The sequence below is a fragment of the Mucilaginibacter sp. P2_A4 genome, from assembly GCF_056405015.1.
On the sequence record NZ_JBFUCX010000020.1, the window covers coordinates 1 to 12485 of the forward strand.

The following is a 12485-nucleotide window of genomic DNA, read 5'->3' on the forward strand; positions in this document are numbered from 1 at the left end:
GGGTTGTTTCCCAGTGGCGGGTTGTTTCCCAGTGGCATCTTTCCAAAAATAATTCTATATGCTGTCCTGCCCATGCCGGTGGAATATCAACCTCTTTTTGATACCAGGCAGGCCCCACATAATATTTATTGGGCTGTAGCCAAAAAGATATCTTCACGTTACCTGGTTGCCGGTATTTGGCATAGCTGGAATCTTTAAACCATTGCATACTCCACATACCACCGGTCCATGGCGTATTCAGGGTTACATCGTTACCCTTGCCGTTGGTAGCCATAGAACCCGGCAAATGAATAGTTTCAGGTAATTTGTTTACAAACCATTTTTCTTTAACTCCCTGGTCCAGGGAATCTATCGCGAATGACCAGGTCCCCGAAAGATCGATTTTCTTATTTTGAACAACCTGTCCGACGCAGATAAAACTACAGCAAACAAATATGCCTGAAAGAATAACATAAATGACTTTTTTCATATTGAATAATAGGAGGTGAAGTGAAAATAATTGGTCAACAAATTTGTTAGTTAATCAGCTATTAAAAAATGAAAAATTCAACGAAAAAATTGGACTATCTTACGTAGCAGGCTACAATCTTAAGATTCGGAGGGATAAATTCCAATAATCTGTTCCAAAGGTATTTACGGGTAAGTTCTCTTTGCTAAACAAATTTCGAATGGCTGCTTTACTAAAGCCAAATCTTACAGCAACCGGATTTTTAATATTTTTGTCATCAACAATCACGAAGTTTCCCTGTATTTTCGTTTTAGCATGCAGGAAATTCTTGTCAGCACCTGTTATAAATAACTCTATGGGATCGCCATTTTACTCATTAGCCACCTCCTGAATTCAAAGAAATCTAATACTGACGTTCGCCATTTGATTGTAGGACTTGTTACCAGCAAAGCAGTTATGGGACGAAAAGGTGCGATCGACGCCATGGTCAAAGGCACAAAGGCCGACCAGATTATTGCCGCACTGGAAAAGATTCCCTTACGTACCCGTAACAAGGTAACAGAGGTTACGATGGATATGGCAGCTAATATGATTAAGGCTATCCGGAGGTGCTTTAGCAATGCCGAAAGGGTCATAGACCGGTTTCATGTACAAAAGCTGGCTTATCATGCGATACAGGAAGCCCGGATCAAATACCGCTGGGAAGCTTTGGATGAGGAAAACAAACTCATTGAAGAAGCCAAAAAGAATAAGCAAGCGTATCAGCCGGACATATTTTCCAACGGAGATACCTTAAAACAACTATTAGCAAGAAGCCGATACCTGCTTTTTAAACACAGGTCCAAATGGACAGGGTTACAAAAGGAAAGAGCGGACATCCTCTTCCCACGATATCCTGAGCTCTATAAAGCCTATGAACTGGCCATGCGCCTGGGGAATATATTTGCCATCTGCCGGAGTAAACAGCAGGCATTTAAACGTCTTGCGATCTGGAATAACGATGTGGAGGCTGCGGGTATTGAATCATTTAAGTCCGTTTCAAGGTCCATCGAAAATCATTTCCTCTCTATCCTGAACTTCTTCATCAACCGAAGCACCAATGCTGCTGCCGGACCCTTCAACGCAAAGTTTAAAGCGTTCCGGGCTACTTCCAGAGGTGTTAGAAATACTACTTTCTTTTTATTCCGGTTAGCTAAAATCTATGCTTAGAAAGCTATCCCCCAATATTTCCACTTGATCCGTATCGGAGCTAGTGGAAATATTGGGGGATATAACTTAATTTAAATTGGAGCCAAAAGCTGTAATTTTGTCAAAAAACTTGCCCGAATTTCGTCCAGTTCGGGGACGAATTTTAATGATATTCCAATGTTTGATAGTCCTTTAACCGGGACCCGAATCCGCGACCCAAATTTTAATTTGCTCCTGACGCGTCTTAATCTTTTAGGTAATAGCATTTTATTATTCTTGGATAGGCAATTTGAATTATCATATTTAATCAAGGTATTGCAAAAATGCAATACCTTGGTTGTGATTACGTTATCCCTTTAATTTATAACCAATGGGCTCCCTTGGTTCATTTTTTTGATGAATCAACTGTTTCAATGCTTTAAATATATTTTGGATTTCACTATCATGCTGTGTAACCAATTTTTCCAGCCTTTCGAATTTTAAAAGAAGATCCTTTTGAGAAGTAAGCATCTCTCTAAATTTCACAAATACCTCAATAATTTTTATGCTCATTGTAATAGCCTGCTGGCTTTTGATTACATTGGCCAACATTAAAATTCCATGCTCGCTGAAAGCATAAGGCAGTGTCCCACCCAAGTGCTGCCTGGATGGTATCACATTTTGTGATACCATGTCTTCGACCTCTTTTTCATTCAACTGAAACATGAAATGTTCGGGAAAACGCTCCATATTACGTTTAACCTGTTGCCTTAATCGAATTGGTATTGTTCCGTACATCTCTGCAAGATCGCGGTCAATCATCACCTTTACTCCACGAATTAGAAATATTCGCTCTGCTATCTGTTGATTTACAATTTGATCATTTTTCATAGCGTAATCTTTTATTTAATTGCCTTAATTTTATTTTTACCTGGTGGAATGCTTATACGTTTTCTTAAAGCGTCCATATCTTCCTTTAATTTCCGTTCTACCACCTTCGCATAAATCTGGGTGGTTGTGATTTTCGTGTGTCCCAATATTTTACTCACAGTTTCAATAGGTACACCATTAGAAAGGGTGACCGTAGTGGCAAATGTGTGTCTCGCGATATGAAATGTTACGTTTTTTGTAATACTACATAAATCGGCAATCTCTTTTAAATAGCTATTAACCTTTTGATTTGAAACAGTTGGAAAAACCCTTCCATCTGATAAAGACCTAATATTGTTTTTGTATTTATCCAAAATGGACAACGCCTGAGGTAGCAGGGGCACATTAACAGGAATGAGCGTTTTTTCCCGGCAGGTTCGTACCCAACGTTCACCATCGTTACCGGCTATAATGTGTTCAGGCGTCAAATTGATCATATCTACATAAGATAACCCGGTATAACAACAGAATACAAACATATCCCTGACCATATCCAGGCGTTCAACAGGCAGTTTCTTTTTTTCCATATCCGCCAACTCCTTATCTGAAAGCGGTTCTCGATTAACTTTTAATATCTTTAACTTATAAGTAGCAAACGGATCAACATCTATCCATTGAAGATTTAATGCCAGGTTAACCATTTTCTTCAACCTGATAATATGTTTCATCACGCCGTTATTGGCAAGAGGCTTTTGGTGGTCTTTTGGTTTATGGTTACGAAGATAAACCTCAAAATCTTTTACGAATTTATAGTTCAGCTCGCGCAGGTACATATCGCTTGTTTTGTAATGATCTTCTAAAAACTTCACTAAATACCGCTGGGTGACATAATAATGTTTCAGGGTACTCCATTTCAGATCGGTGGTCGAAGTTTCATTATGATAGCTTACCAGGCGGCTCAACGTATAAACTTCTTCTTTCTCGCCGAGGAATAAATTTTTAATTGCCGTAGAGTTGATCAGCTTCCCTTTCAACTGTAGTTCTTTATAGCAGTTGCCTAGTTTTAAACGCACCTCATCCAGGTATGCGTTTAATTCCCTGGTTTCCTCCCTCGTACCTTTCAGGGCACCTTTTCCAAAATCCCAGATTTTTGTGTCAACCATTTTTTGCTTTAGCGCGATAAAGCATTTCTCCTTGTTGATGGTGACCGCCACATACAGCGGTGCTTTACCGTCCTTTTCCTTATCACTCTTGATGGTGAAATAAATACGGAATGACTGCGATGTTTTCATACAATAACATTTTTTAAGTGATTATTAATTAATTACATCCTGTTTTAGCTTCGTTTTTCAGGTGTTCAAAAGGTGTTTGGATTTTCTGATTTTTCGATATTTTTAACCTATATAATAGATTACATATCAGCTCGTTACATCACTTTTGAACACCTAAGTTAAAAACTAATCTCAGGTAGTCAGTTAGGTGTTCAGAAGTTTGGCTTTCTTTGGGGTTGTTGAAGGGGTAATTAATCAGAAAACCCTCTAAATAAGCTATTTAGAGGGTTTTTAACTCTCTGAAAAGAGAGGTTTGTGCGCCCACCTGGGCTCGAACCAGGGACCAAAAGATTATGAGTCTTCTACTCTAACCAACTGAGCTATAGGCGCGGTTATTTATATTTATTTAACGGGTGCAATTTTACATATTTGCAGTCAAATTACAAAGTCATTTTATGCAAAATATTAAAAATATCATCTTCGACTACGGTAACGTCATCTTCAACATCGATTTCCTGAAGGCTCAACAGGCGTGGAACCAGTTGGGTATCAATAATGCAGCTGATTTTTTTGGCCATAAACAGCAAGATCAAATTTTTGATAAATTTGATAGAGGAGAGGTCTCTGCGGAGGAGTTTAGAGACTATATTCGGCTAAAATCGGGTAATCCAAAGCTCACAGATGAGCAAATAAACGCGGCGTGGAACAGTATGTTGCTCGGAATTGAGCCAGGAAACCATGAATTGTTGCTAAATTTAAAAGGCAGGTACCGTACTTTCCTCCTTAGTAATATCAATGCCATCCATTACGATCATATTATGAACTACCTGAAAACTGATTTTGATTTTGATGGTAATGATCACCTATTCGAGAAAACTTATTACTCTCACCTAACAGGTAAACGTAAGCCCGAGTCAAGGATATTTGAATTGGTGCTTAATGAAAATAATCTCGAACCTGCTGAAACTTTGTTTATAGATGATAGTCCTCAGCATTTGGCTGGTGCCGAAAAATTGGGGATACAAACCTTTTTGATGACTAAACCTGATACTATACAACAGTTTTTTAAAAGAGCGCAGTTATAAATGAAATTTGAGTCCATCTAAAATATTTTATCTTGTTTTTTTCCTGGGCCCTATTCAAATGGAATTATTATTTAATTAATAATTCCATTTGAATATTACTCCGTTCGTATGGCGAATTACGGCTTGCAACTTTATTAAAACCCAGTTTGTGGTACAGGCTAATTGCTGGTTTTAGTATAGTATTGCTTTCAAGGTAGATTTTTTTTGCACCCAATAATCTGGCTTTTTCAATGATACCTTTACCTAATAAGAAACCAATATTTTTCCCCTGTGCTAAAGGCGATACCGCCATTTTTCCCATTTCGTATTCATAGTCCGGATCATTCATTTTAATTAAGGCGCATACGCCTACAGGTACATCATTGTACAAAGCAACCAATATACAGCCGCCTTTATCTAATATATAGCCTTGTGGGTCATCTAATGCCCTGTAGTCGGCTTCCTCCATCTTGAACCATCTGGAGATCCATTCTTCATTTAAATCCCTAAATACCTGCTTATATTGCGGATCATAAGCGATGATCTTTACATTAAGGCTTTCCCGTTCTTTCTTTTGCTCACGAACCCTGGTAAGCAACGATTGCTGATCTAACAAAAACTCCCACTCTTCTATTGCCTTCCAAAGATCGTTACGGGTTTGTGTCGTGAGTTGTTCAATTGCCCGGTTGATATCGATATATTGATCTTTAATTTTTTCACTAATGGTGTTCCCTTTGGCAGACAGGCTAACCATATTCAATCTTCCATCTTTTTTATCCTTTTGTTCGGTAACCAACCCTTGCTTAACCATTTCCCTGATGATTTTGCTTACAGAAGGATGCGAATGCCCAATTTCCTTTGAAATATTTGTAATGGTTTTTGCTTCTCCCGCCGATAAAACATAAAAAACAGGAAACCACTTAGGTTGCATATCTATATCATACATTTTATAAATACTTGCGGCATCTTCGGTAATTTTCTCGGTAAGCATTCTTAAACGGCTTCCAATGGCCATCTTGCCGGTTCTGTTAAAAAATTCCATATATAAATCTAATTACGTAACCGATTACGCAAATATATCAGAAATAAGATTTATCCAAAGGCAATCGGTATAAAATGACAAAAAAACAATGATCTTAAGAGGGAGAAAGTTGCATATAAACCTCTTTTATAGAACAATTAAGGGTTTAGAGAACCATATACATTGATGATCAACATATAGTACAATGTAAAATACCGCCCACGCAATATCAGCATTGATTTACAATACATTAACTTATTTTAAAGAGATTTTAAAAATCCTATGCCCAGGCTTTCCTCAAAAACCTCAACCAGTTACCATGCATCATGTTCTCGATATCCAGATCGGTATAACCTCGCTTTTTTAATAGACCAGGTACCTTTTGCAGATCGGCGATGGTTTCCAGGTCGTAAGGACACTGTTCGCGACCGAAAGCGCCGTCAAGATCGGTGCCCATACCTACATGCAAGGCGTTACCGGCTATCTGGCATATATGGTCGATATGATCAATCATAACCTCCAAGTTACAGTTCATTCCTTTTGGTGTAGATACTCCCCTCACCCATCCCGGCACCATCATCCAGGCATCAAGGGCCGCACCGATTACCGCTCCGCGATCAATCAGGGCCTTTATCATTTCATCGCTGTACTGGCGGTTATGGTTTACCAATGCACGACAATTGTTATGACTCGCCCATACGTGGCCGTTAAAATGATCCAAGGCCTCCCAAAAACTATCATCGCATAAATGAGTAGCATCCAAAATAATATTCAAGCGCTCCATCTCTTTTAAAAGCTCGTGCCCTTTCGGCCCCATATAGCCAGTAGCATCGGTGCCTTGCGCATACCTGCCGGGGCCATAATGAGCCGGCCCAACAGCACGCAAACCATAATTATAGGCCCGCTCCAGGTGTTGAACGGTAATAATGGAATCCGCCCCTTCTAAGCTCAGGATATAACCGATAGCTTTATTTTCTGTGGATTGGCCATCATTCCAATACGATAAATGTTTTTCTAACGATGCAAGATCATTCACCTGTACCATTTCGCCAGCATCTTCCATGGCTTTGTACCATGCTACCTGTCCTTGTGTTTGTGCCCAGGCTTGCTCTGGCGAGTGCCAACCGGGCAGTGGATTACCCGGTGCAACATAACGTCCTATTTGTGTGGCTACTACCAAACCAATATTCCCCTTACGCAACTCCGGCAAGGTAATCACGGCTTTGGCTCTATCGGGTTTATCGGTCAGGCCTTCTTCACGCCGGTTAAGTTCGGCAAGTGGCTGGGTAAGGTCACGGTTCCACTCCAGCGCATTCATGCTGAGATCTAAATGAGCATCAACTACAAACATATTTTTTTATCAGATGGTAATCTTACGGTCGCGGGCTGAGTTTAGCCACTCACCCGTAAGTATTTTATTTTCAATTGTATAAACACGCTCATATAAAGCCACTGTTGGGCAAACATGATGCGGAATACCATAAAGCACATCCCCTATTTTATAGTGATGGTCTTTACCGGCATCAACTACCAAATGCTCTTCACTTTGGCCGGTTGGTACCAATTCCGGGGCGTTTAAAAAGTATATGCGTTTTCTTAATTCGTTCTCGGCAGATACGGACTTATGCCCTACATCCAAACAAAGCTTAGTTTCATCCGGCAGGGAAACTACTCTTGTAGCAATTAGCACTGCTGGCAAAAATGGCTGTTCGGGTATCCCTATTTCGTATCCTCTATCCCAATATACAAAAGTCCCGGGGCTGCATTCTACAAAATCCCTTTTGGAATGAATGGTAAATGTAGGCGAACCACCGGCAACAATAGTAGGTTCCGGATAACCCTTAGTTTTAATGTCCCGCTGCAGTTTTAAAACCGGTTCAAACGCCGCATCACAACGTTTTTTTCTTTCATTGATATCAACATCATGAATATGACCGTCATAAGCATGCAAACCAATCGGATTTACTCCTGGCAAAACACTGCAATCTATATATAATTGCAGGGCTTCTAACCCGGCGGCAATCCCTGTACGGTTCATCCCAACATTCAAATCCAGGTAAACATCGATAGTAAGGTTATATTGTTTAGCTACCTCAGAAATTTCATTGGCAGCTATAACACTATCAACCAGGCAGGAAAATTCAGTTTGCGGATAAGTGTTGATCAATTTAATGAACCTATAAAGTTTAGGTCCTACCGGTTGGTAAGCAAGCAATACATCCGGAGCACCGCACATTGCTAATAATTCGGCCTCGGCAATGGTAGCGCATTTAAACTTTTTGATTCCGGCCTTTAGCAATAATTGGATAACCTCTTTGTTTTTAAAGGTTTTTACATGCGGGCGCAAACGCTTAACATCGTCTATCATTGTTTTAAGCAGATCGATATTGGCCTGTACCCGGGCCGGATATACTACAAGGGCCGGTGTATCCAGCTTGTCTATATCTTCTATTTTGAACCAATCTTGTTGATCAGCCATGACTACACTAATTCAAACAGGGCCTCTATCTCAACCGGAATATTATCGGGTAATGATCCCATACCTACTGCGCTGCGTACACCAATACCGTTTTCTTCGCCCCAAATTTTAGCAAAAAGTTCACTTGCTCCGTTGATGATGAAGGGGTGTTTTTCAAAATCGGATGTACAGTTAACCATACCCAATACTTTTATCACCCTTTTAACCTTATCAAAACTTCCGATATTAGCTTTTATAGTAGCCAGCATAGCCAACCCAACCTGGCGCGCAGCCAACTTACCATCTTCCATATTAATGGTATCACCAATTCTGCCAATAATAAGGGTACCATCATCCTGTACCGTTCCGTGTCCAGATAGATAAAGGTATTTACCATCAACTAAACAAGGCTTGTAAACACCAAGTGGTTTTGGCGCCGGCGGCAGGTTTAAACCCAATGCCGCAAAGTTTTCTTCGGGAGTGTTCATAGCGTAAAACTATTGTTTTTTTAATAAATACGGTACCATAAAAAGCAAAAAAGCCGGGGATCTCACTCCCGGCCTCTCCTTAAATCATAAAACCAATCTCTATTTAAATCTGTATGTAACTCCAATATTGATAGCGTAATCAGCAAATGCCGCATCGCCCTGTGTATATGTTCCCGTTAGTTGTGTTGAAATTTTATCCGGAACACTTTGAGTACGATCACGTTTTAAAGCAACCGGTACAAAAGCATAAATTGAAAGCGATTTTAAGCGATAAGTAACACCTGGCTCTGCAGATATAATGTAACCTGGCCTTCTGAAGCCATTGCTACCACCTACAAGATCCTTTACTGGCAAACATTCGTAACGTACACCGGCAGAAAAATCAAATTTACCTACACCATAGCTCGCACCAACTCTCAACATTACCTGGTCTGGTACGCTCATGATATCACTGCCATTGGCAACAGCTTTAGCACTTGGAGTACCGCCACGTGCCGATGAAACACCATTTTGTTCTCTCGGGCTAATAAGGTAATAGAAACCACCATATACTCCAAACTTATGGGTGAAGTTATAATAGGCATTAATTTCGGTAGTTATACCAGTACCACCATCTCCCAATTGTATAGACTGATCAACCGGACCAAGCGTTTTGGTATCGTTTGCACCAGTGTGGTAAAAATAATCCTGGTAGTTATAATTACCGGTTGGCAGTTTTAAGCCCAAGCCTACCTGTATGTTTCCCTTGCGGGCCTTTGCCGGGTTCAATAGCCAGGCATAAGCTGTTAAACGGATATCGCCTAAGCCAAAAGAATGTGTGCTTAAACGCTCTTTATTACCATGCTCATATAAAGATGACCGACTGTTATCAACAATAGGCACATCAACCGCAAATGACCAACGGTTGTCAAAAATACGGGTAAGCGTTAAATCCTGAGTATATGAATGGTTAATCACGTTTGTACCTAAAGCAATACGTTGCTTTTGTTCCTGGGTACCAACAAAGTGTTTGTATGATTTGAAATATCTGCTGTTGCTATTGAACAACCAGCTTCCATTGCCTGTATTAGAACTATCCGGGTGTTCATCCATGGTACATAAGCCACCTGTGCTTCTGATTGCTACACAACCTTGGGCCTGTACATTGATGTAATTAAAAAGGATAAGAAAAGCGATACCACAGATAGATTTTAGAATAAATTTCATAGTTTTTTTTAGGTGTTTATAAATGATAGAATGATAAAACCGGTCATTTTGACCCAGTTTCGACCTGACTTGATACAGGATTTTATGTTAATTAATGATGTTTAAATTAGATGTATTTTTAAAAGGCCACGCAATGAAGCCCGAAGGTGCTTTTTTAACTGCCAACCACAATGATAATAATACACCGTAACTGCCGCCACGTTCTATCCATTCAAATATTTCATATTTAGGATAAAAAAGTTCGCTCGTTATTTTCCAGGCAATTAATACCAAAAGTATATTAGCAAAAGGACGAATGAGCACCGAGATGGCAGCCACAATTTCAAATAGGCCTACTATATATGCCGTTTTACCGGGATCATTAAACCCTAAAGAATGATATTGATTGATAAGCCCGGCTTTCTGGATAAGATTTAGCCAACCATGGCCAAGCAGTAGCAGGAAAGCGAATACTCTTAAGCAATTAATTACTGCTTTTAAGGTAGATGCATCCAAATTTACATGATCATCCATACGGGTAAACCATTTCTTCAAAGGCATTTTAAAGCCTCCCTGCAATAGCAGCAGCACAAACGGAGCACCAAAATTACCTGCACGTTCAATTAATTCGGCAAATGGCTCGCCCGATAAAGGGCGCATTGATGCTGTTATAAATCCCCATATTATCAGCCACCCTGCTACAACACGCAAGGGATAAACCAAAAGAGATAAGCCTAACAGTATATCAATTACCCCTACATATGGCATCAGCGTATATGACATATCATGACCAATGCCTACTACCGCAAAGTAATTACACCATATTTGTTTGGTTATGATACCAAATGCACCATGCCCAATAAAACACATGGCACAGGCAAAGCGTAGTGTATAATATATTTTTTGATCGGTGGTTAAACGTTGCATTTTCTAGCTTACTTGATAGTACTTATTACAGTCCGGCTCCGTCTGTTTTCCCCCTGTTAACTGCATATTGCCCTACCTTGTTACCGGTTACCAAGCCAACTTCACAATCACTGCGGAAGTGGATACCACCGTACAACCTTGACATAGCAGCATCATTCGCCAGATCAGTAAACTTACTTCCCCTATCAGGTAATAAATAGGTAAGCACGGTTGCAGCTGCACCGCTAAAGTTTGAGTGGCCTGACGTATAAGCTGGAAAATTGGGTACGCCTGTCAGGGTTTTTACCAAAGGATCAACTTGTGATGGGCGTTGATTAAAGTAAAAATATTTGGTATCCCAGCAAACAATTGCAGCATCCATTTCGGCCATATTTAATAATGCAAAATTACGGGCCCAGCGTACTTCGCTATAATTTTGTTTTACAAACTCATCTGCCGCTATTGCATCCCAATGACCTGCCGGGGTGTAAGTTCCAATACCATCGGCCCAAAAAGCAACCTGCTCTTCATGTTGGCGGCTATGGTTTTTGCTCATTGATAATACCTCATCAACTTCTTTCTTATACTCAACCGAATTGGATAAATAAGGCGCAGCGGGGCGAAGAGCAACCACTGTTAAAGTATCAAACAAAAACGGAAGAACTTTTGAAAACAAAGGTAACATCGGCGGCCGTTTAGGCGTTTCCAAGCTCTCCCAGAACTTCCCTTTTTCAAATGCTGTTGTTTGAAGTTTTGCCCATACTGTAGCATCACCAATAGCCTTACCGGCACGATCACCACGGGCACGGGCTGCAAATAAGGCAGCAACTTGCTTACCTAATGATTCTCCGGCTGTAATTTCGCCACGGGTGTTGGCGCCTGCCATTATACGATATAATTTTTCTTCCTGAGCTTTCTCATTAATGAAGGCTAACTCTGTTGGGAATAAAAGCTTCATCATCTCAACTGTAGTACCGGCAACAACAGCATCTTCACTTGGATACGATGGCAAATCAGAAACAGGCACCAGGGCACGTACAGTTGCATCGTTTTTGTATGGTGCAGTACGTTTATAAGTATTTTTTAAATGCCAGGCCGCTACTAAGGCATCATATTGAGCAGCACTCACATAGGCATAAGCACGTGCGGCATATGGAGGATTCGAGAATGGAAACTCCGGATAATTAAACGGATTGGCCGAGCTTGGCGCCGGGTAAGTACCATCAATATTTTGATACGGCGCAACGTTATGCTTAGCCACCAGTTGGCGCATAATCTCATTCCACCTTAATACGGCACCTGCGCTCCAATATTTTATAGAGGCTTTCTGGTCATCAGTTAAATTCCTTTGCATCGCCTTAATCTCGTTAATATCGGCAAGGTAAGCGGGTGATGTCACTGCATCAGGCGCAGATATAGTAAGAACGCTAAAGTCCTTAACTAATACCGGTTTCCAGGTATCTGCATCAAGGTCGAGCTTTGCAGGTGTTAATGCAGGGTACAATGCTGTACGGTCAACTATATCTTTTTTACACGATGAGCTAAAAATGGCTACACCTAAAAAAACTGTTGGAATTATATGAAGTAAAGATCTTTTCATCAGATTA

At 40.4% G+C, this 12485-nt stretch carries 11 protein-coding genes, 1 tRNA gene and 1 pseudogene; 2 read left to right on the top strand and 11 right to left on the bottom strand.

The genetic code is table 11. The annotated features are described in order from the left end of the window. Positions 1-469: pseudogene (locus tag AC1DYB_RS27005) on the bottom strand (beta-galactosidase); the annotation flags it as partial. A gap of 402 nt (positions 470-871) precedes the next feature. On the opposite strand from AC1DYB_RS27005, the gene AC1DYB_RS27010 reads away from it, so the two are divergent. Further along, positions 872-1657, top strand: a complete 786-nt coding sequence (locus AC1DYB_RS27010) for an ISAon1 family transposase (RefSeq protein ID WP_477439609.1) — start codon at positions 872-874, stop codon at positions 1655-1657. A 327-nt stretch (positions 1658-1984) separates the two neighbouring features. Here the strand turns inward: AC1DYB_RS27010 and AC1DYB_RS27015 are convergent, their stop codons facing one another. The 3 genes from AC1DYB_RS27015 to AC1DYB_RS27025 all read right to left on the bottom strand — a co-directional run bounded on the left by AC1DYB_RS27015 (position 1985) and on the right by AC1DYB_RS27025 (position 4146). After that, positions 1985-2506, bottom strand: coding sequence for an ORF6N domain-containing protein (locus AC1DYB_RS27015; protein WP_477439611.1), 522 nt, complete (start codon positions 2504-2506; stop codon positions 1985-1987). 11 nt (positions 2507-2517) lie between these two features. After that, positions 2518-3777 (bottom strand): site-specific integrase, encoded by a 1260-nt coding sequence (locus AC1DYB_RS27020; protein ID WP_477439613.1) that lies wholly within the window; start codon positions 3775-3777, stop codon positions 2518-2520. Positions 3778-4072: 295 nt separating this feature from the next. Beyond that, positions 4073-4146: transfer RNA gene (locus tag AC1DYB_RS27025), tRNA-Ile, on the bottom strand. Positions 4147-4211: 65 nt separating this feature from the next. On the opposite strand from AC1DYB_RS27025, the gene AC1DYB_RS27030 reads away from it, so the two are divergent. Continuing rightward, a complete protein-coding gene (locus tag AC1DYB_RS27030) occupies positions 4212-4841 on the top strand; it encodes an HAD family hydrolase (protein ID WP_477396930.1) in 630 nt (209 codons plus the stop codon). Between the two features lie 67 nt (positions 4842-4908). On the opposite strand, the gene AC1DYB_RS27035 is transcribed toward AC1DYB_RS27030, so the two are convergent. The 7 genes from AC1DYB_RS27035 to AC1DYB_RS27065 all read right to left on the bottom strand — a co-directional run bounded on the left by AC1DYB_RS27035 (position 4909) and on the right by AC1DYB_RS27065 (position 12478). Further along, positions 4909-5862 (bottom strand): bifunctional helix-turn-helix transcriptional regulator/GNAT family N-acetyltransferase, encoded by a 954-nt coding sequence (locus tag AC1DYB_RS27035; RefSeq protein ID WP_477439615.1) that lies wholly within the window; start codon positions 5860-5862, stop codon positions 4909-4911. A 259-nt stretch (positions 5863-6121) separates the two neighbouring features. Then, complete coding sequence (locus tag AC1DYB_RS27040) at positions 6122-7192, bottom strand: dipeptidase (RefSeq protein WP_477439617.1); 1071 nt, start codon at positions 7190-7192, stop codon at positions 6122-6124. A gap of 9 nt (positions 7193-7201) precedes the next feature. After that, a complete protein-coding gene (locus AC1DYB_RS27045; protein WP_477439619.1) occupies positions 7202-8320 on the bottom strand; it encodes a D-TA family PLP-dependent enzyme in 1119 nt (372 codons plus the stop codon). 2 nt (positions 8321-8322) lie between these two features. Beyond that, on the bottom strand, positions 8323-8787 hold the full coding sequence (locus AC1DYB_RS27050) for a RidA family protein (protein ID WP_295716929.1): 465 nt from the start codon (positions 8785-8787) through the stop codon (positions 8323-8325). Between the two features lie 99 nt (positions 8788-8886). Further along, positions 8887-9993 carry a hypothetical protein gene (locus AC1DYB_RS27055; protein ID WP_477439621.1) on the bottom strand — a complete coding sequence of 369 codons (1107 nt, stop codon included), beginning with the start codon at positions 9991-9993 and terminating at the stop codon, positions 8887-8889. A gap of 87 nt (positions 9994-10080) precedes the next feature. Continuing rightward, positions 10081-10899 carry a hypothetical protein gene (locus AC1DYB_RS27060; protein WP_477439623.1) on the bottom strand — a complete coding sequence of 273 codons (819 nt, stop codon included), beginning with the start codon at positions 10897-10899 and terminating at the stop codon, positions 10081-10083. Positions 10900-10924: 25 nt separating this feature from the next. After that, positions 10925-12478: a vanadium-dependent haloperoxidase gene (locus tag AC1DYB_RS27065; protein ID WP_477439625.1), complete on the bottom strand. Its 1554-nt coding sequence runs from the start codon at positions 12476-12478 to the stop codon at positions 10925-10927. Positions 12479-12485: the final 7 nt, after the last annotated feature.